Below are 22583 nucleotides of genomic sequence, written 5' to 3'. Positions count from 1 at the left end.
TCCCGGCGGACCGCACCCCGCCGTAACCGCCCCGGCCGGAAAACGGGGCGCGGGCTCGTTCTCCCGTCGCCGAGCCACCATCCGTCAGGCCCGTCCATGGGCCTTCTGCAGGCGGCGGGAGAGCGAGTCGATCACGACGGCGGCCAGCAGCACGCAGCCGGTGATCATGAACTGGACGGCCACCTCGATGCCCAGCAGCGTCATGCCGGAGGCGATCGACTCGATGACCAGCACGCCGAGCAGCGCGGACCAGGTGGTGCCGCGCCCGCCGAACAGGCTGGTGCCGCCGATGACGGCCGCGGCGATGACGTTCATCAGCAGCTCGCCGGCGCCCAGTGCCTGGCTCACCGAGGTCAGCCGCGAGGCGAGGAAGAGTCCGCCGATCGCGGCCATGGTGCCGGACACCATGAAAACGGAGATCCGCACCACGACCACGTTGATGCCGGCCCGGCGGGCCGCCTCCACGCCGCCGCCGAGCGCGAACACCTTCCGCCCGTAGGGCGTGCGCCGCAGCACCAGGTCGAGGCCGATGACGAACAGCAGGAAGATCATCAGGGCCAGCGGCAGCCCCTGGAAGTCGACCAGAACCGCGGCGGCACCGAAGGCGAGCACGGCGAGCACGGCGGTGCGCACCGCGATCTCGACCAGCGGACGGTACGGCACCCCGGCCTCGGCCCGGCGCCGCGCCTCCCGGTAGGAAACCAGGAAGAACGCGGCCACGCCCACCGCGGCCACCGCGTAGGTGGCGACGTCGCTGGTCAGGTACTCGTTGGTCAGCCTGGCGACCATGCCCTCGTCGTCCAGGTTGATGGTGCCCGCGGTGCCCAGCAGGTAGATCATCAGGCCGTTCCAGCCCAGCAGCCCGGCCAGGGTGACGACGAACGCGGGCGCGCCGATCCGGGCGACGAAGAAGCCGTGCACCGCCCCGGTGGCCGTGCCGCACAGCACGGCGACCACCACGGCCGCCCACTCGGTCATGCCGTGGTTGACGTTGAGCACGGCGAAGACCGCGGCCACCAGCCCGCTGACCGAGCCGACCGACAGGTCGATGTCGCCGATCAGCAGCATGAAGACGATGCCGATCGCGATCATGCCCATGCCGACGATGTCCACGCTGAGGTTGGAGAGGTTGCGCGGCGAGAGGAAGTTGCTGTCCAGCAGCTGGAACGTGATCCAGATGACGATCAGGCCGAGGACGACCGGCACCGAGCCGAGTTCACCGCCGCGCATCCGGCGCCGGAACTCGGCGAGGTGGCCGGCGACGCCCGACTCGCGCCGGATCAGGCGGGGGTCCGCGTCGCCCGCGGTGCCGTCCGTGCGCCCGCGGCCCGTGGTGCTGCTGGGGTCCATGCTCCGCCCTGTCCCTGTCGTCCGTGTCGCTGTCCCTGTCCCGCTCTTCCCATGCCGTCCGTGCGCTGGTTGGTGCGTTGGTCTGCGCGTTGATCCGCGTGTTCGTCTGCGTGATGGTCTGGGTGTTGGTCGGTGTGCTGGTCCGAGGGCGGGGTCACGGCCACGGCCGGCCCGCGCGCGACACGGCGTTCTCCGTGGCGCCGGTGATCGAGGCGACGATCTGCTCCTGCGAGGTGGTGTTCACGCTGAAGAAGCCGTTGTTGCGCCCCAGCCGGAGCACCGCGACCTGGTCGGCGACGGCCTTCACGTCGGCCAGGTTGTGGCTGATGATCAGGACTCCGAGCCCGCGGTCGCGCATCCGTTCGATGAGATCGAGGGTCTGCGCGGTCTGCTCGACGCCCAGCGCCGCGGTCGGCTCGTCGAGCAGGACCGCCTGCGGCTCGCTGAGCAGCGCGCGGGCGATGGCGACCGTCTGCCGCTGGCCGCCGGACAGGGCGGCGACGGGGATGCGCAGGTTGAAGATCCGGCTGGCGAGGGTACGGAGCAGTTCGCGGGCCCGGCGTTCCATCTCGACCTCGTCGAGGATCCCCGACCGGTGGATCTCCCGGCCGAGGAAGAGGTTCCCGACGACGTCGAGGTTCTCGCACAGGGCCAGGTCCTGGTAGACGGTCGCGATGCCGAGAGCCCGGGCGTCGGAGGGCTGGTTGAGGCGGACCGGCCGTCGCTTCCACTCGATCTCGCCGGCGTCCGCCGGGTCGGCGCCCGAGATCACCTTGACCAGGGTCGACTTGCCGGCGCCGTTGTCGCCGACCAGGGCGACGACCTCCCCGGCGCGGATCTCCAGGTCGACGTCGCTCAGCGCCTGCACGGCGCCGAAGCGCTTGGTGACGCCGCGCAGCCTCAGCAGGGGCACCGGGGGCATGTGAACCACCTCCTGGCACGGGGTCTCACCCGGTGAGGCCGGCCCGGCGGCAGGCGGGCGCGATCCTGGGCGTGCAGATCTGGTCGATCGTGAACATCCCGTCCCGCACCACCGTGCTCTCGATGGTGTCCACCGTCACCGGTGTGGGCGTGGCCAGCACCGCCGGGATGTGCTCGACGGTCGCGTTGCCGACGCTGTCGGTGGCCACGCTGTCGAGCGGATCGCCGCGGGCGAGCGCCAGCGCCATCTCGGCCGCGGGCTCGGCCTCCAGGCGGAAGGGCTTGTAGACGGTCATCTCCTGCTCACCGGTGACGATGAGCTGGATGGCGGCCAGTTCGGCGTCCTGTCCGGTCACCGGGGGAAGCGGCGAGACCTGGGCGTGTTTGAGCGCGGCGATGGCGCCCGAGGCGATGCTGTCGTTACCGGCGTAGACGCCGTCGATCCGCTCGGCGCCGAACCGCACGATGGCGCCGGACATGGTGGCGTACGCCTCGTCCCGGGACCAGTCCAGGATGTCGTACTCCCGGTTCACCTCCACCCGGCCGTCGAAGACCTCCCGTGCCCCCTGGGCGAACTCCTCGGCGTTGGGGTCGGTCGGAGAGCCGTTCAGCATGACGATCCGGGGCCGCTCGACGTCGGCCAGCGCCTCGACCAGCGCCGTGGCCTGGAGCCTGCCGACCTGGTTGTTGTCGAAGGAGGCGTAGGCCGAGACGGGACCCTCGGCGAGCCGGTCGTAGGCCACCACGTGGATGCCCGCCTCGTGCGCCCGCTCGACGGAGGCCCGGATGGCGATGGCGTCGATGGGGCTGATGATCAGTGAATCGACTCCCCCGGTGATCATCGAGTCCACCTGCCGCTGCTGCGTGGCCGCGTCGCCCTCGGCGTTGGCGACCTCCACGGTGCAGTCTCCGCACCGTTCGGCGACGGCCTGCTCGATCAGGGGGCGGTCGAAGTCCTCCCACCGCCCGAGGTTGTCCGGCAACAGCAGGCCGATGTGCACCGACCCCCCGTCGTCGGCCCCGCCCGGCTCCGTGCCCTGACCGCAGCCCGCCAGGCCGAGGACGAGGGCCGTCGCGCACGCGACCGCCGCGGCGCCGTGGGGCAGCGTTGCCATCCCTGCTTCCCTTCGCACGTCGGGCGTCGCGGGGACGCCACGGGTCACCCCCGCGCGCCACGGATCAGACATTTCTCACTTATCAGACATAAAACGCCCGCCGTCGGCGCCCCGCAAGCCGTCGACGTCGGTGCCGGCGTCCGCCGGGCCGGCGGGCAGCAGCGTCACCACGATCTCCGCCCACACCTGCTTGCCGCCGCTCAACGGCACCGAGCCCCAGGCGGCGCCGACGGCGTCGACCAGGAGGATGCCGCGGCCGCCCGTGGCCTCCCAGTCGCCGCTCGCCGCCCGCACCGGCGTCCGGGGCGACGAGTCGCTGACCGCCACCCGCAGCCGCTCCCCGGAGAGCGTGAGGTCCAGGCGGACCTGGCCCTGGGTGTGCACCATCGCGTTGGTGACCAGCTCGGAGACGACGAGCAGCACCGTGTCGGAGCCGTCCGCCACCCCCCAGGACCGCAGCGTCCTGGCGGTGAAGCGACGGGCGTGTCCGACCGCGTCCGGCAGCCGCCACACCGCCCAGGTGGCGCGCCGCGGCCGGTCGCTGGTGCCGTCGTAGCGCAGCAACAGCAGCGCCACGTCGTCGTCGCGCCGGTTGGCGTCGCCGAGCAGCGCGTCGGCCAGCCGGCCCGGATCGTCGGGGCTGTTGGTGGCGAGTGCCTCGGACACCCGGGCCAGGCCCTCCTCCAGCCGCAGCGTGGGCGACTCGACCAGCCCGTCGGTCAGCAGCGTCAGCACGGAGCCCGGCGCCAGCCCGACGGTGGTCATGGGGAACTCGGCGTCGGCCAGCACGCCCAGCGGCGGGCCGCCCTCGACCTCCAGCTCCCGGGTGCCGCCGTCCGGGTCGCGCACCAGTGGCGGCAGGTGTCCCGCGCGGACCAGCCAGGTGTCGCCCTCCTCCATGTCCAGCGCGACGTAGCAGCAGGTGGCGAACAGGTCGGTCTGCATGCCCACCAGCAGCCGGTTGGCGTGCGAGACCACCACGTCCGGCGAGTGGCCCTCGACCGCGTAGGCGCGGATCGCCGTCCGCATCTGGCCCATGATCGTCGCGGCGGCGGCGCTGTGCCCCTGCACGTCGCCGATCACCAGCGCGACATGGCGTTCGGTCAGCGGGATCACGTCGTACCAGTCGCCGCCCACGTCCAGGCCCACCGTCGCCGGCAGGTAGCGGGCGACGGCCACGCCGCCCGGCAGGTCGGGCAGGGTGCGCGGCAGCAGGCTGCGCTGCAGCATGGCGGCCAGCTCGTGCTGGGCGTCGAACGCCCTGGCCCGCACGAGGGCCTGCCCGACCAGGCCGGCGGCGGCGGTCAGCAGGAAGCGCTCCTCGGTGCCGAACTCGTGCGGCTCCTGCCAGCCGACCAGGCAGGCACCCGCGGTCCGGCCGTCGGCCAGCAGCGGCAGCACGGCGACGCCGCCGGGGCCGATGACGGAGATGCTGGGCTCCAGCGTGGCGCCCGGCGGCCACAGGTTGGTGCGGCCCTCGCGCAGCGCCGCCTGGATCGTGGGCAGCGCGGAGGTCGGCGCGTCCGGCCACTCGGGACGCCACAGGTCGGGCCAGCCGCTCGGGTCCGCCGGGTCGAGCGCGGTGACCACCAGCCGGTCCGCCTCCAGCTCGGCCAGCGCCACCCGGTCGGCGCCCAGTTCCCGCAGGGCGGCGACGGCGATCTGGCTGACGTCCCGTACGGTCACCGCGGTGGCCAGGGTGGCGGACAGCCGCTGCACCCGGGAGACCTCGTCGGCGGTGGAGCGCAGGCGCGAGGCGTCGGCGACGACGCCGAGCAGCCGCTCGGGGCGGCCGGCGGCGTTCATCAGCACCCGGCAGCGCAGGTGCAGCCAGCGCAGCTCGCCGACGCCCCGGCGGATCCGGAACTCCAGCTCCCGGCCGCCGGAGGACATCGAGGCCGGTTCGACGATCGACATCAGCGCGGGAAGGTCCTCCGGCACCGTGTGCGCGAGCAGGGTCTCCACCCGCCCGTCGAAGGTCTCGGGGACGGTGCCCATCAGCTCCAGGGCCGTCGGGTCCGCCTCCGCCCGACCCGAGCTCAGCTCCAGGGTGAACGAGCCGAGGCGGACGCTGTCCATGACCCGGTGGATCGTGGCGTCAGCACTTTCACCGTCGGCGCCCTCGGCTTCCGAGGCGCCGTCGCCCGGTTCCTCGGCGCCCGGCTCGCCCACGGCCTCCAGCCGTTCGGCCACATGCGCGGCGTACAGCTCGAGGAAGCTGCGCCGGTCGGTGGTGAAGCCCTCGTCGCCCTCGTCCACCACCACCAGGCAGCCCAGCGGGCCGCGCTTCGCGCCCAGCGGCAGCACCGCCAGCGAGACTCCCGCGGAGCCCGGGAGGCTGGGCGGCGCCCCCACCCGAGGGCCCGCCGGACCCGGCACGGCGTCGCCGTAGGAGGCCAGCGCGGCGCCGTCCAACCACAGCGGTTGGCCGCCGCGGATGCCCGCGGCGACCGGTGAGGCCCCGTCCGTCGCGTACTCGTCGGCCAGCCCGTACTCGGCGACCGGGCCGCCCGCGGTCTCGGCCAGCAGCAGCCGCTCGCGCGGGGCCAGCACGTAGACAGCCGCGAGCGCCGCCCCGCCGAACGCCCGCATCCGCTCCGTCACGGCGCACCCCGCCCCGGGGGCTCCCCCCAGGCCCGCGGGGTCTGGGGGCGTGACGGGTGCGCTGGCGGCCGGGCGGCCGTCTGCGTCGGCCGTCGCATCGTCCCATCGCCTCCGACTCGTCCGCTCCGGCCCGACCACCGCGTCGGCGGCGCCGGGTCCGGGCACCTCCAGCGTACGAACGCGAGCCCGCGCTCGGGCTCGCGCGCGGGGCCGGGTCGACGGCGGCGGCTGCTCCTGGCACCGGCCCTTCCGGTCCGGCCGGGTGGCCGCCCGCTGACCCAGCCGGGTGACGTGGGCGTCGGCGGGCAGGCGAAGCCCGCCCGCGCCTGGTGTGTCCCCGTGTGTCGCCGAGGGCGTCCTCCGCGCTCCGCCGAGCCCACCACCAGCGACGAGCGTCCCGGCGACCAGCGCGCGTTATACAGTGGCGACATATGGTGTCATTCCGGGCATCTCGGTTGTCCCCTGGTCCGTCCCATCGCCAGGTGCCTCCCGACCGGGAGGCCGACCGACCAGGAGGCGGGATGGGTGCGAACGGCGGCGAGGCCGCGCGCCGGCTGTTGCTGCTCTCGGCCGCCGCCCCCGAGCTGGCGGTCCGGGAGACGCTGCTGCTCGCCCTCCAACACGCCATGGCCGCGCTCGGCGGACTCGGCGGTCTGGTCCATCTGCACGGCACCACGCCCGACTTCGGGCTCCGGCTGGTGGCCAGCAGCGGCCTGCCGCAGTCCTTCACCCGGGGCTGGGACGGGCTGCGCGGCACCGATCCCGCACCCCCGGCCCGCGCGGTCCGGAACGACGCGCCCGTGTGGCAGCCCGCGTCCATGGCCCTGGGCGTGCCCGCGGACACCGGGATGATGTCCGTGCCGCTGCGGGGCTCCGAGGAGGTGCTCGGCGCGCTGACCGTGCTGGTCGGCAACCTGACCGGCGGCCCGTCCCCGCGGCAGCGGGGGGAGCTCGACGATCTGGCCGAATGGGCCGCCGAGCGGCTGCGACGCGTTCCGCCGGCCACCCGGATCCTGCTGCTCGGCGGCAGCGACCCCGCCATCTCCGACGTCCCGCGGGCGCTGGAGGCGGTCCGGGTCGGCGCCTGGGAGTACGACGTGCGGACCGGCGAGGTGGCGTGGAACGCGTCGATGCTGGAGGTGCTGGGCCTGGCCGCCGAGGACTTCGACGGCCGGGTGGAGACCTGGCAGCGGGTGGTGCACCCCGACGACCTGCCGCGGGTGATGGCCGAGGTGGCGCGCGCGATGCGGGAACGCGGCGAGACCGAGTTCGAGTACCGGGTGCTGCGCCCGGACGGCGCCCAGGGCTGGGTGCAGGCCCGCGGCCGGACGCTCACCGACGAGGCCGGCAAGCCGGTCGGGATGGCCGGCGCGCTGTGGGACACCACCAGGACGCGTGCCGCGCTCGAGTCGGTCGCCCGCGCCCTCCGGCAGATGACCGACGGTTTCCTCGCGGTCGGCCCGGACTGGCGGATCACGTTCGTCAACGTCCAGGCCGAGCGGCTGTTCGGCTCCTCGGAGGACCTGACGGGGCGACTGCTGTGGGAGGTGCCCGCGGCACAGCGGGTGGCCGGGCTGCCGGTGCGCTGCCGGCGCGCGGTGGCCGAGGGCACGCCGACCGAGTTCGAGGCGCGCTGGCCGGGCGAGGGCCGGTGGTACCACGTGCGGCTGCTGCCCGGCCCGGAGGGCCTGACGATCCACCTGACGGACGTCACCGAACGCCGGGTGCGGAAGGCGGAGCGCGCCGCCGCGGACCGGGCGGCGGCGGAACGGGCCGCCCGGATCCGGGAGCTGACGGCCGCGCTCTCGGAGGCGGTCACCGCCCGGGACGTGGTCACCGCCGTCGCCGACCGGGTGCTGCCGCCGTTCGGGGCGTCCGCCCTCGTCGTCCATCTGGTCGAGAACGACCGGCTGCGGGTGCTCGACGCCATCGGCTACGACGAGGGATTCCTCAAGTTCCTTGACGGGATACCGCTGTCGCGCGCGACCGCGGTCAACGAGGCGCTCCAGAGCGGCGTGCCCACCTTCTACGCCTCGCCCGAGGAGTTCCTGGAGCGCAACCCGGGCTCCGAGAAGCTGGTGGCCGGCTCCGGCAAACGCGCGTGGGCGTTCGTGCCGCTGACGGCCTCGGGGCGCTCCCTCGGCGCCTGCGTGATCGCCTTCGACCACCCGCGCCGGGTGACGGCCGAGGAGCGCACCCTGCTGATCGCCGTCAGCGGCCTCGTCGCCCAGGCCCTGGAGCGGGCCCAGCTGTTCGACACCGAGCACCGGCGCGCCAAGGCGTTGCAGCGTGGCCTGCTGCCGCAGGGCCTGCCGGAGGTCACGGCGGTCAGCGCGGCGGCCCGATACCTGCCCGCCGGGCGGGGCATCGAGGTGGGCGGCGACTGGTACGACGTGCTGCCGCTCTCCGCCGACCGGGTGGCCCTGGTCATCGGCGACGTGATGGGGCACGGCCTGTCCGAGGCGGCCACCATGGGGCGGCTGCGCACCGCGGTGCACACGCTCTCCGATCTGGAGCTGCCGCCCGACGAGATCCTGGGCCACCTCAACGACGTCGTCTCCGGGCTCGGCGACGACTTCTACGCGACCTGCCTGTACGCCGTGTACGACCCGACCACCCGCGGCTGCGTGTTCGCCCGCGCCGGGCATCCGCCGCCCGCCGTGATGGACCCCGACGGCCGGGTGTGGTTCCCCGACCTGGCGCCCAACGCGCCGCTGGGCACCGCGACGCCGCCGTTCGACACCGACGAGCTGGAGCTGCCGGACGGGAGCCTGCTGGTGCTCTACACCGACGGGCTGGTGGAGTCGCGGGGCCGCGACTTCGACGAGGGCATGACGCGGCTGGCGGACACGCTCGTCGAGGCGCGCCGGCGGGGCGTCGCGCGGAACCTCGACGCGTTGTCCGAGGCCGTGGCCTCGACGCTGGTGCCGGCGCGACTGCGGGCCAGCGACGACGCGGCGCTGCTGGTGGTCAGGACGCACGGGCTGGCCGGGGAGAACATCGCGGTCTGGTCGCTGCCCGAGGACCCGGTCGCGGCCGGCGAGGCTCGCCATCACGTGCGCGAGCAGCTGGCGCGCTGGGACCTGGCGGAGCTGACGATGCCCACCGAGCTGATCGCCAGCGAGCTGGTGGGCAACGTGATCCGGCACGCCCGCGGGCCCCTCCGGCTGCGGCTGCTCCGCAGCCGGACGCTGATCTGCGAGGTCTCCGACGGCAGCCACACCACGCCGCACCTGCGCCGCGCCTCCGAGACCGACGAGGGCGGCCGCGGGCTCCAGCTGGTGGGCGCGCTCTCCCAGCGCTGGGGCACCCGCTACACGCAGAGCGGGAAGACCATCTGGGCCGAGCAGCCGCTGCCGGAGGCCCTCACCCCCTGACTCCCCCAGGGGGGTGCGCCGGCGGCGGGCGCCGGCGGGCTTGCGAGAATGCGGGCATGGAGCAGCGAGAATTCGGCAGGCTGGGCCGCCGGGCGTCCGTCGTCGGCCTCGGCACCTGGCAGCTGGGCGCGGACTGGGGCGACGTCGGGGACGCGGACGCGATGGCGGTGCTCGACGCCTCGCTGGCGGCCGGGGTTACCTTCCTGGACACCGCCGACGTCTACGGCGACGGGCGGAGCGAGCGGCTGATCGCGGCGTTCCTGAAGGAGCGTCCGGACGCGGACGTCATGGTGGCCACCAAGATGGGTCGCCGGGTGCCGCAGGACCCGGCGAACTACACCCTGGACAACTTCCGCGCCTGGACCGACCGGTCCCGGGCCAACCTGGGCGTGGACACGCTCGACCTGGTGCAGCTGCACTGCCCGCCGACGCCGGTGTTCTCCTCGGACGCGGTGTTCGACGCGCTGGACACCCTGGTCGCGGAGCAACGAATCGCCGGCTACGGGGTCAGCGTGGAGACCTGCGAGGAGGCGCTCACCGCGATCGCCCGGCCGGGCACGGCGAGCGTGCAGATCATCCTCAACCCGTTCCGGCTCCGGCCGCTGGAGCGGGTGCTGCCGGCCGCCCGGGCGGCGGGTGTGGGCATCATCGCCCGGGTGCCGCTCGCCTCGGGGCTGCTGTCCGGCCGGTACACCAGGGACACGGTGTTCGCGGCGAACGACCACCGGACGTTCAACCGGCACGGCGAGGCGTTCGACCAGGGCGAGACGTTCTCCGGCGTGGACTACGCGACGGGTGTGGAGGCGGCGGCGGAGTTCGCGGCGCTGGCGCCCGAGGGCGCGAGCGCCGCGCAGACGGCGCTGCGCTGGGTGGTGCAGCAGCCGGGCGTCACCACGGTGATCCCGGGCGCCAGGTCTGCGGAGCAGGCCCGGGCGAACGCCGCCGCGGCCGGTCTGGCGCCGCTGCCCGAGGAGACGCTGACGGCGGTGCGCGGGCTGTACGACCGCCGGATCCGCGCGCAGGTGCACCACCGCTGGTAGCCGGCGGGCCGGCCGGTCACACCCTGCGCTTGAAGACCAGCACGGACAACGGCGCGAAGACCGCGGCGATGGCGATGGCCCAGGCCACCGACTGCAGCAGCGGGGTGGCCACCCGGCCGCCGAGCATCAGGCCGCGGCAGGCCTCGGCCAGCACGGTCACCGGGTTGATCCTGACCCACGCCTGGAGCCAGCCGGGCATCGTCTCGGTCGGCACGAACACGTTGCTGACGAAGGTGATGGGGAACAGCGCCGTGAAGCCGAAGATCTGCACCCGCTCGGCGTCCTTGGCGAGCAGCCCGACCAGCACCGCCACCCAGGAGAAGGCGAGCGCGAAGAACAGCAGCAGCGCGCCGGCGCCGAGCATCCCCAACGGTCCCGGCGCGCCGAGCCGGAAGCCGAGCAGCAGCCCGACGCCGAGCACCAGCACGACCGACCAGGCCTGCTTCACCTGGTCGGCGGCGATCCGGCCGGCCAGCGGCGCCCAGCGGGCGATGGGCAGCGAGCGCAGCCGGTCGAAGACGCCCTTGGTGACGTCGGTGTTGAGGCCCTGGCCCACGTAGAGGGTGACGAACAGCATGTTCATCACGAGCATGCCGGGCAGCATGAAGGTCAGGTAGTCGTCGACCGAACCGGCGATCGCGCCGCCGAAGACGTAGGTGAACAGCAGCACGAACATGATCGGCTGGATGCTGAAGTCGCTCAGCTCGTACGGGTTGTGGCGGACCTGGATGACGGTGCGCCAGGCCAGTGTGAGGGTCTGCCGCAGGCCCTGGGCCAGCGTCACCCGGGGCGCGAGCCGCTCCGCGTCGCCGTTCATGTCGTCTCCCGCTCCGTTCCCCGCCCGGCGCCGGCGGCGGGCTCGGCGCCCGGCTCCCGCGTCGTCGGACGGCCGGTCAGGGTCAGGAACACCTCATTGAGGCTGGAGCCGCGCAGCGCCAACTCCGTGACCAGGACGCCCGCGTCGTCCAGCCGCCGCACCACGGCGGGCAGCACTCCGGGGTCGGTGACCGGCGCGGTCACCCGGTTCCCCTTCACCCGCGGCTCGGCGCCGGTCAGCTCGGCCACCGTCGCGCGGACCCGCGGAACGTGCGCGGCGTCCGCCGGCTGCACGGCGAGGGTCCGGCCGCCGGTCTGGTCCTTCAGCTCGTCCGGGGTGCCGTGGGCGATCACCTCGCCCCGGTCGATGACCACGATCTCGTCGGCCAGTTCGTCGGCCTCGTCCAGGTACTGGGTGGTCAGCAGCACGGTGGTGCCCTCGGACACCAGCCGCCGGATCAGCTCCCACAGCTCGGTGCGGGCCCGCGGGTCGAGCCCGGTGGTCGGCTCGTCCAGGAAGAGCACCGGCGGCTGGCCGACGAGGCTGGCGGCCAGGTCCAGGCGGCGGCGCATGCCGCCCGAGTAGGTGTTCACCGCGCGTCCGGCGGCGTCGGCCAGCCCGAACCGCTCCAGCAGCTCCCGGGCCCGCCGCCGGGCGTCGGCGCGGCGCATGCCGAGCAGCCGGCCGATCAGCAGCAGGTTCTCCTGGCCGGTGAGGGACTCGTCCACCGAGGCGTACTGGCCGGTCAGGCCGATCAGCTGGCGCACCCGGTGTGGGTCGCGGCAGACGTCGAAGCCGCCGACGCTGGCCTGGCCGCCGTCCGGTTGCAGCAGCGTGGCCAGCACCCGCACGGCGGTGGTCTTGCCGGCGCCGTTCGGCCCGAGCAGGCCGAGCACGGTGCCGGGCGGGGCGCGGAAGTCCACCCCGGCCAGGGCCGTCGTCTCGCCGAAGCACTTCACCAGTCCCTCGGCCTGGATCGCGTGGCCCACGGGGCGACTCCTCCCTCCCCGTTCCCCCACTATCGGCGGGCGGCCCCTCCCCCGCATCCGGACCGGCGCATCCGGGCCGGCGCGTCCGGGCCGGCGCGTCCGGCACGTGGGCGGTCAGGGCGGCGGCTGGCAGTGCGGGCACCACGCGGTGGTGCGGCCGGCGATCCGGTCGCGCCGCAGCGGCCCGCCGCAGCGCGGACAGGTCGGCTCGGCATCGTCCCGATGCGCCGTCAACCAGACCCCAGCGGTCGGCACGTGCCCGGCCCGCACCGAATCGCGGAGCACCCGGCGCATCGCGTCGGCCAGCCGGCGACGCTCCGCCCGGTCGAGCCCGTCGGTCCGCCGGGAGGGGTGGATCCGGGCCCGCCACAGGATCTCGTCGGCCAGCAGGTTCCCCAGCCCGGCGAGCACGGACTGGTCGGTCAGCACCGCCTTGACGCCGGCGCGCCGCCCGGCCAGCAGCCGGTCGAGTCCCGCGGCGTCCACGGACAACGCGTCGGGCCCCTGGCCGGCCAGCAGCCGGTCCACCGCGGCCCGGTCGCCGGCCAGCCGGATCCCCTGGAGCTTGCGCTGGTCGCGGAAGCGCAACTGCCGCCCGTCGTCCAGGTCGAAGACGACCCGGTCGTGCCGGTGCGGCGGATCGTCGGCGGGGCAGCCGACCAGCCGTCCGGTCATGCCGAAGTGCAGCAGCAACGCCGGGCCGTCGGTGCGGGCCACCAGCCACTTGCCGTGCCGGTCCGCCGCCTCGATCCGGCGGCCGCGCAACGCCCGGCGCAGGCGGCCCGGGGTCACCTCGCGCAGCACCCCGGGATCCGCCACCCGGACCTCGTCGACGCGCCGGCCCTCCCCCTCGTCGGCCAGGATCCGTCGATATCCCTCGACATCCGGCAGTTCGGGCATTCCTCCACGGTACGCCGCCGGGCCGGGTCCCGCCGTTCTCAGGCGTTCGGCGCCCTCAGGCGCCCTCGGGCGCGGGTTCCGGTTCGGCCCGGGCTTCGGCGAGGGACGCCTCGGGACGCGGGCGGACCGGCAGGATGGACCGCACGTAGTCCTCGGCCGCGGCGTCCATGCCGACGTCCCGCTGGGCGCGCTCGGACAGGTACCAGCGGTGTTCCAGCAGCTCGTGGAAGATCTGCGCGACGTCGATGCCGTCCCGCAGCTCCTGGGGCACGGCGCGGACCGCCGGCCGGAAGACGTCGCGGACCCAGCGGTGCGCGAGCACCTCCAGCCGGGCGCCCAGCGGGTCGCCCGGCGCGTAGTCCTCCTGGGAGGCCATCCAGGCCTCCAGGTCGTTCAGCAGGCTGCGGGCCTGGTTCTCCTCGGCGTCGAGGCCGGTCAGCCGCAGCAGCTGGCGCTGGTGGTGGCCGGCGTCCACCACCTTGGGCAGGAAGGTCACGGTGTCCCCGCCGGGCGAGCGCTGTATCTGCATCTCCGCGACGTCGAAGCCGAGCTCGTTCAGCCGGCGGATCCGGCGGTCGATGTAGTGCCGCTTGTCCTTCGGGTAGACGGAGGTGCGGGTCAGCTCGTGCCACAGGTCGCCGTAGCGAGCCATGATCTCCTCGCCGAAGTGCACCGGGTCGACCGAGGGGTGCAGCGAGCCGCCGGCCTCCAGGTCCATCAGCTCGCCGACGATGTTGACCTGCGCCACCTCCAGGTCGTAGTCCCGCTGGCCGCGGGTCAGCCGGGGCTGGATCTGCCCGGTCTCGGCGTCCACCAGATACGCGGCGTACGCGCCCGCGTCCCGGCGGAACAGGGTGTTGGACAGCGAGCAGTCGCCCCAGGCGAAGCCGCTGAGGTGCAGCCTGACCAGCAGCACGGCCAGGGCGTCGAGGAGCCGCTTGATGGTGCTGGGCCGCATGGTGGTCTCGAACATCGAGCGGTACGGCATCGAGCCGACCAGCTGCCGGGTGATCAGCACCGGCTCCAGGGCCTCGCCGGTGGCGTCGGCGCGGCCGGTGACCACGGCCACCGGGTCCACCGCGGGCACGGCCAGCCGGTCCAGGTCGCGCAGCAGGCCGTACTCCCGCACGGCCGCCCACTCCCCGACCTCCTTGAGGGCGAAGACCTGGCTGCCGGCGCGCACGAAGCGCACCACGTGTCGGGAGATACCCCGTGGCAGGGCCACCAGGTGCTTCTCCGGCCACTCGGTGAGCGGCACGTCCCAGGGCAGGTCGAGCAGCGCGGCCGGCTGCTCCGGATCGGTCGCGGTGATCTGCAGGTCCATGCCTCCAGTCTGCGGCATGGCGCTCCGACGACCGCGCGCCAGCGCGCCACTCGCGGCGCCGCGCCGTGGAAGCCGCCGGGTTCACGCATGGGATCGGCGGTGGGCCGCCACCCGTTCCCGCGTCGCGCATCGACGGGAACAGTAGCGGCGCGCCGGGCCACTGCCCTGGGTGAGGTAGACGTTCCGGCAGCTCGGCGACGCGCAGACACCCCCGGGTGGGCGCTGACGGTCCCAGATCAGCACGGTCAACGCGAGGCAGGACGAGGCGAGGAACCACTCGCCCCAGGGCGCGTCGTCGTCGCTGTCCAGATGAGGGTGCCAGGGCGTGCGGCCGCCGTGCGCGGTGAGGCGGAGCGGGCCCGCGCTCTCCGACAGGAGGCGGTTCAGGCGAGCCGCCGCGAGGTCGAGGTGATCGGCGGCGAAGACCGCGTGCAGCCGGGGAGCGACGCCGCGCATCTCGGTGACGCCGTCGCCGGTGAGGTCGATGGGGTCGAGCTCACCATGTTCCCGCAGCACCGCCACGACCGTCTCGGTGCCGGTGCTGTCGTCGGTCAGAGCGTTGACGAGGGCGGCGGTGCGGCGGGCCATCGCCAGCACCGAATGCCGGGTGGACCAGTCGTCGTTCCGAGGCGGCACCAGCCCAATGTAACGCATGTGGCGCGATTTTGAGTTACGTGCGTAACGTGACGGGCATGAAGAAGCGTTACTCGTGGGGGTCCTATCTCCTCGGAGTGGTCACCGCCCGCACCGGTGACGACATGTCGGGACCCTCGCTGTTGCTGGTGGGGCTCGCGGTCACCGGGTCGGCCACCTCGGCCTCGTCCCTGCTCGCGGGAATCACGATCACGGCGGCGATCGGCGGCCCGGTCCTCGGACTGCTTCTCGACAGGGCGGCCAGGCCGGGCCGCCTGCTGGCCGGCGCACTCGCCGGTTATGCGGTGGCGCTGCTGGTGATCCTCGCCAGCCTCGGCCGTCTCCCTCTCGGCTGCACGGTCCTGATCGCGGTGTTCGCGGGCCTGGCGCGGCCAGCTCTGTCCGCGGGCTGGACCTCACAGCTGCCTCGGGTCGTCACGCCCGAGAAGCTGCCGCGCGCGAACGCGCTCGACGCCATGACGTTCGACCTCGCGAGCGTGGTGGCCCCGGCACTCGTCGCGGCCGTCACGCTACTGTCCGAGCCGTCGGTCGGAATGCTGGCGTCCTGTGCCCTGATCTGCCTCGCGCTGCCCTCCGCCTGGCGGCTGCCCGCGGCCCCGGGCGGGCCGCGGACCCCGCGCGACGCGTCGGTCGTCGCCGACATCACCGCCGGGCTCCGGGCCATCCTCCGCTCCCCGCCCCTGGCCCGCGCGACCGCCGTCTCGGTCGTCTCGTGCGCGGGCGAGGGCATGCTGCTCGTGTGCGTCCCCCTGCTCGGAGAGCGCGTTCTCGGCGGGGCCGACACCGGGACGTTCCTCCTGTCCGCGATGGCCGTCTCGGCGCTGGTGGCCAACGCGCTGCTCTCCCGCTTCCCGCGCCTGACAGGCCCGGACACCCTCCTCTGGTGCAGCACCCTCGTGCTGGCCGCCGCGGTGCTCCTCGCCGCGACCGGTCAGCCGGTACCGCTGGTCGCCGCCATGCTGCTCGCCGGGATGGGTGAAGGACCCCAGCTCACCGCCCTGTTCGCGGTGCGTCATCGGGAGGCCCCCGCCGCGCTGCGCGGCCAGATCTTCACCACGGGCGCCAGCCTGAAGCTCAGCGCCTACGCGCTCGGCGCCGGTCTGGCCGGGCCGGTCGCCACCTGGTCACTGTCCGGCGCCCTCCTGACCGCCGCCGGATTCCAGGTCCTCGCCGTGCTCACCTTCGCCTGGATCACCGCGGTCAGGCGTGGTCCCCGAGCCGAGAAGGGCAACGACCGCCTGGTGCGGGGCGTGGAGCGGGGCTGACGGGTCGCGGTGCGGGAGGGACCCGGCAGGTGGCGACGAACGCCGCCCGTGCCGCGTGCGGTGCGAGCCGGGGGCGCGGGCGACCCGGTATGACGGTCCGGGCCGGGCGCGCCCCCGGCGGGCGCTCACCGGCCGCGGGTCAGGCGGACCGTCTCCCGGTACCAGTGGCCGCTGTCCTTCACCGTCCGGCGCTGGGTGTCGTAGTCGACCCTGACCAGGCCGAACCGCTTGCCGTAGCCCTCGGCCCACTCGAAGTTGTCGAGCAGCGACCAGGCGAAGTAGCCGTCCACCCGGGCGCCGCCGGCCCGGGCGGCGGCCACCGCGCGCAGGTGCTGGTCGAGGTAGCCGATGCGGTCGACGTCCCGGACCGCGCCGTCCTCCTCCGCCACGTCATCGAAGGCGGCGCCGTTCTCGGTGATCACCATCGGCAGGCCGTAGTCCCGGTGCAGCCGCAGCAGCAGCTCGGTCAGTCCCTCGGGGACGATCTCCCAGTCCATGGCGGTCCGGGGGCGCCCGAACGGCACCGCCCGCACCACGGGCAGGCCGTCCTCGCCGGTGGTGGCGCCGTCCTCGGTGGTGCCGGAGAACTGGTGGCTGCTGTAGTAGTTGACGCCGAGCACGTCCAGGGGCGCGGAGATCGCCGCCAGGTCGCCGTCCCGCACCGGCAGCGTGACGTCCCGGGCCGCCAGGTCCGCGACCACGTCCTCCGGATAGCGGCCGTGCACCAGCGGATCGAGGTAGAGGCGGGTGCCCAGGCCGTCGGCCCGGCGGGCGGCCTCGCGGTCCGCCGGGGCGTCGGTGGCCGGGGTGCCGCGGCCGAGGTTCAGGGTGATGCCCAGCTCCAACGGCCCGCGCGCCAGGTCGCGCAGCCGCCCCGCGGCCAGGCCGTGGCCGAGCAGCAGATGGTGCACGGCGCTCATGGCGGCGCCGAAGTCCCGGCGGCCCGGGGCGTGCACGCCCTCGGCGTAGCCCAGCATCGCGGAGCACCACGGCTCGTTCAGCGTGGTCCAGTGCGTCACCCGGTCGCCGAGCGCCCGGTACGCGAGTTCGGCGTACTCGGCGAACCGGTGGGCGGTGTCCCTGGCCGGCCAGCCGCCCGCGTCCTCCAGTTCCTGCGGCAGGTCCCAGTGGTAGAGCGTCAGCCACGGGGTGATGCCGCGCTCCAGCAGGCCGTCCACCAGCCGGTCGTAGAACGCGATGCCGCGCGGGTTGGCCGGCCCGCGCCCGCCCGGCTGGACGCGCGGCCAGGACAGCGAGAAGCGGTAGCAGTCCACGCCCAGGCCGGCGATGACGGCGAGGTCCTCCGCCGTCCGGTGGTAGTGGTCGCAGGCGACGTCGCCGTTCTCGCCCCGGACCACGGCGCCGGGCACCCGGCAGAACGTGTCCCAGATGGACGGGGTGCGGCCGTCGGCGTCCGCCGCGCCCTCGATCTGGTAGGCGGAGGTGGCCACGCCCCAGCGGAAGTCGGCGGACAGCTCGGGGATGGCGGCCGGCGCGGGGGCGGCGGCGAGGTCGGGGGACGACTTGGCGGTGGCAGTCATGGCGTGGTGGATCGCTCCCGGTCGGGCGGGCCCTGCGGGCCCGTGGGTGGTCAGTGGTCGGCGTGCAGCCAGCAGGCGACGCTGCGGCCGGCGCCCGCGGGCTCCGGACCGTCGGATGCTGGACGGACTGCGGGTGCGGCGAGCGCCGGCACCCGGTGCGCGCAGGGCTCGAACGCCAGCGGGCAGCGCGGGTGGAAGGCGCAGCCCGGCGGCATCGCGGTCAGGTCGGGGGGCGAGCCCGGGATGCCGGACAGCTCCCGGCGCGGCCCGTGCAGCGCGGGAAAGGAGTGCAACAGGCCGCCGCTGTAGGGGTGGAGCGCGTCGGCGTACAGGTCCCTGGCGCTCGCCTGTTCGACGATACGGCCGCCGTACATGATGGCGATCCGGTCGGAGTACTCGACGAGCAGCGAGATGTCGTGGGTGATGAAGACGACCGCGAAGCCCAACGTGCGGCGCAGCCGGCCGAGCTGGCGCAGGATCTGCCGTTGCATCACCACGTCGAGGGCGGTGGTGGGCTCGTCGAGGATGACGATCTCCGGATCCAGGGCGAGCGCCATCGCGATCATGACGCGTTGCCGCATGCCGCCGGAGAGCTGGTGCGGGTAGCTGCCGAGGCGGTCGGCGGAGATGCCGACCAGGGCGAGCAGTTCGGCGGCGCGGGCGGCGCGCTCGGCCCGGCCCATGCCGGGCCGGTGCGCCCTGAGCACGTCGGTGAGCTGGGCGCGCACGCTGTGCACCGGGTTCAGGGAGTTCATCGCGCCCTGGAAGACGAGCGAGATCTCCTGCCAGCGGAACGCGCGCAGCCGCCGCGGCGACAGTTCGAGGATGTCGACCTGGCCGCCGTCGCGCCGGTGGTAGCGCACCTCCCCGCCGGTCACGACGCCCGGCGGCGGCAGCAGCCGGGTGAGGCCGTAGGCCAGGGTGGACTTGCCGCTGCCCGACTCGCCGGCCAGGCCGAGCACCTCGCCGCGGTGCAGCGTGAGGTCCACGTCGCGGACCGCGCGCACCGCGCCGGGCCCGACGCCGTAGTCGACGCGGAGGCCGCGGATCTCCAGCACGGGCGGGCCCGGCGGGCCCGGCGGAACCGGGTTGGGCACGGCGGACTCGACGGCCGGCCCGGACACGGACGACCCGGGCGCGGCGGACTCGGACGCCACCGGCCCGGACACGGACGACCTGGACGCCGCCGGCTCGGACGCCACCGGCCCGGGCGGGGTGTGCTCAGGCGCGGCCGGCTCGGACGCGGCGCCGGGGGTCGGGCCGGGCGCGGGGGGAGGCGTCGCGGGCAGAGTCATGGCTGGCTGTCCTTCCGAATGGTCCCGGTCCGCGGGGCGTCCCGCACGGGAGTCCCGCGCGGGGCGCGGACGACCGGCGTGAAGCCGACCCGCATCCGGACCCCGCGCCCCGCCCGGCCCTGCGAGCGCAGCCGGGGGTTGACGAACTCGTCGATGCCGAAGTTGATCAACGAGAGCGCGGTGCCGAGCAGCGCGATGCACAGCCCCGCGGGCACGAACCACCACCAGGCGTCCTGGGCCAGCGCCTGGTTGTTCTGCGCCCAGAACAGCACCGTGCCCCAGTTCCAGTGGGAGATGTCGGCGACGCCGATGAACGCCAGGGTGATCTCGGCGAGCACCGCGAAGATGACCGTGCCGACGAACCCCGAGGCGATGACGGGCGTGAGGTTGGGCAGCAGTTCGCAGACGATGATCCGCCAGGTGGACTCGCCGGTGGCGCGGGCCGCCTGCACGTAGTCGCGACCGCGCAACGAGAGCGTCTGGGCGCGCAGCACCCGCGCCCCCCAGGCCCACGACGTCAGGCCGATGACGAGGGCGATGGTCAGGTCGTTGGTGTCCGGCAGCAGGCTGGTGATGATGATGATCAGCGGCAGCCCGGGGATGACCAGGAAGACGTTGCTCACCGAGGACAGCAGGTCGTCGCCGACGCCGCCGAGATAGCCGGCGGTCACTCCGACGATGACGCCGAGCACCGTGGCGATGGCCGCGGCCAGGAAGCCGACCACCAGCACGCCGCGGGTGCCGACCAGGATCTGCGAGAAGATGTCCTGCCCGGTCTGGGTGGTGCCGAACGGGTGCTGCCAGGACGGCGGCTGGAGCAGTTCGTCGCCGCGCGCCGACGGGTCGTGCGGCGCCAGCCAGGAGCCGGCGACCGCGAGCAGCACGAAGACGCCCAGGATGGCCAGGCCGGTGACGGTCTTCGGGTTGCGCAGGAAGCGCAGCCGGTCGCGGCGCCCGGCCGCCGTGGCGCCGGCCCCGCCGGCGGTGTCGAGGGGCACCTCGGGCTCCGTCGCTTGGAGTGCCATGCGCTACGCCTCCCGTCGGGTGCGTGGGTCGAGCAGCAGGTAGACCAGGTCGGCCAGCAGGTTCGCGGCGAGCACGGCCAGGGTGATGAGCAGGAAGACGCCCTGCATCAGCGCGTAGTCCTTGGCGTTGACGCCCTGGAAGAGCACGTAGCCGATGCCCGGATAGGAGAAGACCATCTCGACCAGCAGGGTGCCGCCGACGATGAAGCCCAGCGAGAGCGCGAAGTTGGAGATGTTCGGCAGGATCGCGTTGCGGGCCGCGTAGGCGAACATCACGCGCCGCTCCGGCAGTCCCTTCGCGTGCGCGACCAGCACGTAGTCCTCGGCGGAGACCGACACCATCATGTTGCGCATGCCGAGGATCCACCCGGCGACCGCGCTGACCACGATGGTGATGCCGGGCAGCGCGCCGTGGTACAGGGCGCTGGAGACGAACTCCCAGTCCAGGCCCGGCACCAGGCCGCTCTCGTAGCCGCCGGCCGCGGGGAAGACCTGCCACTGGACGGCGAACAGCGCGATGGCGATCAGCCCGAGCCAGAAGTACGGGATGGCGGAGATGAAGGTGGTGACCGGCAGCAGCGCGTCCAGCCAGGAGCCGCGCCGCCAGCCGACGTAGACGCCGATGACGGTGCCGAGCAGGAAGCTGAGGACCGTGGTGATGCCCATCAGGGTGAGGGTCCAGGGCATGGACTGGCCGATGATGTCCGCGACGCCGGCCGGGAAGTAGGTGAACGAGGTGCCCAGGTCGCCCCGGAGGAGGTTGGCCCAGTAGTCGAGGTACTGCTGCCAGAGCGAGCTGTCGTTGTCCAGGCCGAAGAGGGTACGCAGCGAGTCGATCGCCTGGGTGCTCAACTGGCCCTGGTAGCGGTTGATCAGCGACTGCACCGGGTCGCCCGGCATCAGCCGCGGGACGAAGAAGTTGATGGTGATGGCGGCCCACGCGGTGAGCAGGTAGAAGCCCAGGCGTTGCAGGAGGTATCTCATGCCGGGGCCTCCCGGGGAGCCGGCGCCGACGCGGCGGCGGCGGCCTCGGTGGTCCCGTCGTAGAGCCAGCAGGCCGCCCACTGGCCGTCCGGCAGGTCGAAACGCGGCGGCTGGTCGGTGCGGCAGCGGTCCATGGCCGTGGGGCAGCGCGGATGGAAGCGGCAGCCGGCGGGCGGGCTGATCAGGCTGGGCGGCTCGCCGGCGGCGTCCAGGTCCTCGGCATCCTCGGGGTCTTCGGGGTGCTCGGGGTCGTCGGGGTGCTCGGGGTCGTCGGGGTGCTCGGGGTCTTCGAGGTGCTCGGGGCCCGTGGTGCTCTCGGGCGTGCCCGGGGCGGGCGTGCCGGCCGGACCCCCGGCGCCGGCGGTGCGGGCGGCGCCGCCGGTGCCGAGGATCCGGTCGGGGTCGGGTGCCGAGCCGACGAGCAGCCGGGTGTACGGGTGGGCGGGCCTTTGGGTGACGGTCTCGCTGTCCCCGCCCTCGACCATCCGGCCGGCGTACATCACCAGCGTCTCGTCGGCGAAGTACCGGGCCGAGGCGATGTCGTGGGTGATGTAGAGGACGGCGAGGTCGAGTCGTTCCTTCAGGTCTCGAAGGAGGTTCAGGACGCCGAGCCGGATCGAGACGTCCAGCATGGACACCGGTTCGTCGGCCAGCAGCACCCGGGGCTCCGCGGCCATCGCGCGGGCGATCGCCACCCGCTGCCGCTGGCCGCCGGACAGCTCGTGCGGGAACGCCTCGAGGTAGCGCCGGGCCGGCGTCAGCTGCACCCGGGCGAGCAGTTCGGCCAGCGCCCGCTCCCGGTCCGCCGCGGTCCGGCCGGCGCGGCCGTGGATCCGCAGCGCCCGGGTCAGGTGGTACCTGACGGTGTGCGTCGGGTTCAACGAGCCGAACGGATCCTGGAAGATGAGCTGCACCTGCCGGCAGTAGGCGCGGAACGCCCGGCCGCCGCGGGCGGCGCGCACCGGGCGACCGGCCAGCAGCAGCTCACCCGAGGTCGCCGGGTGGAGCTGGGCGAGGAGCCGGGCGACGGTCGACTTCCCGGAGCCCGACTCGCCCACCAGGGCGGTCACCCGGCCGCGGCGGAGGGTCAGCGACACGTCGTCGACGGCGTGCACCACCGGGCGGTCCCGGCCGGCCAGACCGCGCGGGCCGCGCCTGGCCAGGAAGTGCTTGGTGAGTCCTCGCGCCTGGAGGACGACGTCGGGTGGCTCTGCAGCGTGGGCCATGGGCGGAAGTCCTGTCGGGGGGCCTGTCGTGCGTCCTGTCGTGTGTCGGTCGAGCGGTCGGTCGAGCGGTCGGCGGTGGGACGCCCGCCCCCGCCATGGGCTGGCGTGGGAGGGAAGGCGGGGGCGGGCGCGTTACGGGCCGGCGTCAGCCGGTGT

17 protein-coding genes are annotated in these 22583 nt (G+C 74.2%); 3 read left to right on the top strand and 14 right to left on the bottom strand.

Annotated features, from left to right (window positions below):
- Positions 1–84 precede the first annotated feature (84 nt).
- The 4 genes from ABGB06_RS26280 to ABGB06_RS26265 all read right to left on the bottom strand — a co-directional run bounded on the left by ABGB06_RS26280 (position 85) and on the right by ABGB06_RS26265 (position 5978).
- Positions 85–1350: a sugar ABC transporter permease gene (locus tag ABGB06_RS26280; RefSeq protein WP_347593657.1), complete on the bottom strand. Its 1266-nt coding sequence runs from the start codon at positions 1348–1350 to the stop codon at positions 85–87.
- 154 nt (positions 1351–1504) lie between these two features.
- A complete protein-coding gene (locus ABGB06_RS26275; protein ID WP_347593656.1) occupies positions 1505–2272 on the bottom strand; it encodes an ATP-binding cassette domain-containing protein in 768 nt (255 codons plus the stop codon).
- A gap of 25 nt (positions 2273–2297) precedes the next feature.
- Entirely contained in the window at positions 2298–3386 is a 1089-nt protein-coding gene (locus ABGB06_RS26270) for a substrate-binding domain-containing protein (RefSeq protein WP_347593655.1), read from the bottom strand.
- Positions 3387–3461: 75 nt separating this feature from the next.
- Complete coding sequence (locus ABGB06_RS26265) at positions 3462–5978, bottom strand: SpoIIE family protein phosphatase (RefSeq protein WP_347593810.1); 2517 nt, start codon at positions 5976–5978, stop codon at positions 3462–3464.
- Between the two features lie 533 nt (positions 5979–6511).
- Between ABGB06_RS26265 and ABGB06_RS26260 the strand changes: the two genes are divergently transcribed.
- Entirely contained in the window at positions 6512–9367 is a 2856-nt protein-coding gene (locus tag ABGB06_RS26260; protein WP_347593653.1) for a SpoIIE family protein phosphatase, read from the top strand.
- A 56-nt stretch (positions 9368–9423) separates the two neighbouring features.
- On the top strand, positions 9424–10407 hold the full coding sequence (locus ABGB06_RS26255; RefSeq protein WP_347593651.1) for an aldo/keto reductase: 984 nt from the start codon (positions 9424–9426) through the stop codon (positions 10405–10407).
- 16 nt (positions 10408–10423) lie between these two features.
- Here ABGB06_RS26255 and ABGB06_RS26250 read toward each other — a convergent pair whose 3' ends face one another.
- The 5 genes from ABGB06_RS26250 to ABGB06_RS26230 form a co-directional block, all read right to left on the bottom strand.
- On the bottom strand, positions 10424–11224 hold the full coding sequence (locus ABGB06_RS26250; RefSeq protein ID WP_347593649.1) for an ABC transporter permease: 801 nt from the start codon (positions 11222–11224) through the stop codon (positions 10424–10426).
- Positions 11221–12213: an ATP-binding cassette domain-containing protein gene (locus tag ABGB06_RS26245; RefSeq protein ID WP_347593647.1), complete on the bottom strand. Its 993-nt coding sequence runs from the start codon at positions 12211–12213 to the stop codon at positions 11221–11223. Before ABGB06_RS26245 ends, ABGB06_RS26250 begins: the two co-directional genes overlap by 4 nt.
- Before the next feature lie 114 nt (positions 12214–12327).
- Positions 12328–13113: a DNA-formamidopyrimidine glycosylase family protein gene (locus ABGB06_RS26240; protein WP_347593645.1), complete on the bottom strand. Its 786-nt coding sequence runs from the start codon at positions 13111–13113 to the stop codon at positions 12328–12330.
- 55 nt (positions 13114–13168) lie between these two features.
- A complete protein-coding gene (locus ABGB06_RS26235) occupies positions 13169–14437 on the bottom strand; it encodes a DUF4032 domain-containing protein (protein ID WP_347593643.1) in 1269 nt (422 codons plus the stop codon).
- 81 nt (positions 14438–14518) lie between these two features.
- Entirely contained in the window at positions 14519–15091 is a 573-nt protein-coding gene (locus ABGB06_RS26230; protein WP_347593641.1) for a CGNR zinc finger domain-containing protein, read from the bottom strand.
- 38 nt (positions 15092–15129) lie between these two features.
- On the opposite strand from ABGB06_RS26230, the gene ABGB06_RS26225 reads away from it, so the two are divergent.
- On the top strand, positions 15130–16356 hold the full coding sequence (locus ABGB06_RS26225) for an MFS transporter (RefSeq protein WP_347593639.1): 1227 nt from the start codon (positions 15130–15132) through the stop codon (positions 16354–16356).
- A 125-nt stretch (positions 16357–16481) separates the two neighbouring features.
- Here ABGB06_RS26225 and ABGB06_RS26220 read toward each other — a convergent pair whose 3' ends face one another.
- Genes ABGB06_RS26220 through ABGB06_RS26200 form a run of 5 tightly spaced genes read right to left on the bottom strand, consistent with a single transcriptional unit; the run spans position 16482 to position 22427 of the window.
- Positions 16482–17897, bottom strand: coding sequence for a GH1 family beta-glucosidase (locus ABGB06_RS26220; protein WP_347593637.1), 1416 nt, complete (start codon positions 17895–17897; stop codon positions 16482–16484).
- A gap of 50 nt (positions 17898–17947) precedes the next feature.
- The gene (locus ABGB06_RS26215) at positions 17948–19192 is read right to left on the bottom strand and encodes an ABC transporter ATP-binding protein (protein WP_347593635.1); all 1245 of its coding nucleotides are present in this window, start codon (positions 19190–19192) and stop codon (positions 17948–17950) included.
- Positions 19189–20217: an ABC transporter permease gene (locus ABGB06_RS26210; RefSeq protein WP_347593633.1), complete on the bottom strand. Its 1029-nt coding sequence runs from the start codon at positions 20215–20217 to the stop codon at positions 19189–19191. The genes ABGB06_RS26215 and ABGB06_RS26210 overlap by 4 nt, the downstream gene beginning before the upstream one ends.
- Before the next feature lie 3 nt (positions 20218–20220).
- Positions 20221–21201 (bottom strand): ABC transporter permease, encoded by a 981-nt coding sequence (locus ABGB06_RS26205; protein WP_347593631.1) that lies wholly within the window; start codon positions 21199–21201, stop codon positions 20221–20223.
- Positions 21198–22427: an ABC transporter ATP-binding protein gene (locus ABGB06_RS26200; RefSeq protein WP_347593629.1), complete on the bottom strand. Its 1230-nt coding sequence runs from the start codon at positions 22425–22427 to the stop codon at positions 21198–21200. The genes ABGB06_RS26205 and ABGB06_RS26200 overlap by 4 nt, the downstream gene beginning before the upstream one ends.
- Positions 22428–22583 lie beyond the last annotated feature (156 nt).

It is taken from the genome of Streptomyces sp. B6B3, from assembly GCF_039871525.1.
Classification (GTDB): domain Bacteria; phylum Actinomycetota; class Actinomycetes; order Streptomycetales; family Streptomycetaceae; genus Streptomyces.
This window is presented reverse-complemented; position numbering and strand designations above follow the sequence as displayed.

Bases quoted from the DNA above. Each gene is read 5' to 3' on its own strand.
- ABGB06_RS26230 (WP_347593641.1), bottom strand. From the start codon at position 15,091: ATGCGTTACATTGGGCTGGTGCCGCCTCGGAACGACGACTGGTCCACC.
- ABGB06_RS26200 (WP_347593629.1), bottom strand. From the start codon at position 22,427: ATGGCCCACGCTGCAGAGCCACCCGACGTCGTCCTCCAGGCGCGAGGA.
- ABGB06_RS26250 (WP_347593649.1), bottom strand. From the start codon at position 11,224: ATGAACGGCGACGCGGAGCGGCTCGCGCCCCGGGTGACGCTGGCCCAG.
- ABGB06_RS26225 (WP_347593639.1), top strand. From the start codon at position 15,130: ATGAAGAAGCGTTACTCGTGGGGGTCCTATCTCCTCGGAGTGGTCACC.
- ABGB06_RS26240 (WP_347593645.1), bottom strand. From the start codon at position 13,113: ATGCCCGAACTGCCGGATGTCGAGGGATATCGACGGATCCTGGCCGAC.
- ABGB06_RS26205 (WP_347593631.1), bottom strand. From the start codon at position 21,201: ATGAGATACCTCCTGCAACGCCTGGGCTTCTACCTGCTCACCGCGTGG.
- ABGB06_RS26210 (WP_347593633.1), bottom strand. From the start codon at position 20,217: ATGGCACTCCAAGCGACGGAGCCCGAGGTGCCCCTCGACACCGCCGGC.
- ABGB06_RS26260 (WP_347593653.1), top strand. From the start codon at position 6,512: ATGGGTGCGAACGGCGGCGAGGCCGCGCGCCGGCTGTTGCTGCTCTCG.
- ABGB06_RS26275 (WP_347593656.1), bottom strand. From the start codon at position 2,272: ATGCCCCCGGTGCCCCTGCTGAGGCTGCGCGGCGTCACCAAGCGCTTC.
- ABGB06_RS26265 (WP_347593810.1), bottom strand. From the start codon at position 5,978: ATGCGGGCGTTCGGCGGGGCGGCGCTCGCGGCTGTCTACGTGCTGGCC.
- ABGB06_RS26255 (WP_347593651.1), top strand. From the start codon at position 9,424: ATGGAGCAGCGAGAATTCGGCAGGCTGGGCCGCCGGGCGTCCGTCGTC.
- ABGB06_RS26280 (WP_347593657.1), bottom strand. From the start codon at position 1,350: ATGGACCCCAGCAGCACCACGGGCCGCGGGCGCACGGACGGCACCGCG.
- ABGB06_RS26270 (WP_347593655.1), bottom strand. From the start codon at position 3,386: ATGGCAACGCTGCCCCACGGCGCCGCGGCGGTCGCGTGCGCGACGGCC.
- ABGB06_RS26215 (WP_347593635.1), bottom strand. From the start codon at position 19,192: ATGACTCTGCCCGCGACGCCTCCCCCCGCGCCCGGCCCGACCCCCGGC.
- ABGB06_RS26235 (WP_347593643.1), bottom strand. From the start codon at position 14,437: ATGGACCTGCAGATCACCGCGACCGATCCGGAGCAGCCGGCCGCGCTG.
- ABGB06_RS26220 (WP_347593637.1), bottom strand. From the start codon at position 17,897: ATGACTGCCACCGCCAAGTCGTCCCCCGACCTCGCCGCCGCCCCCGCG.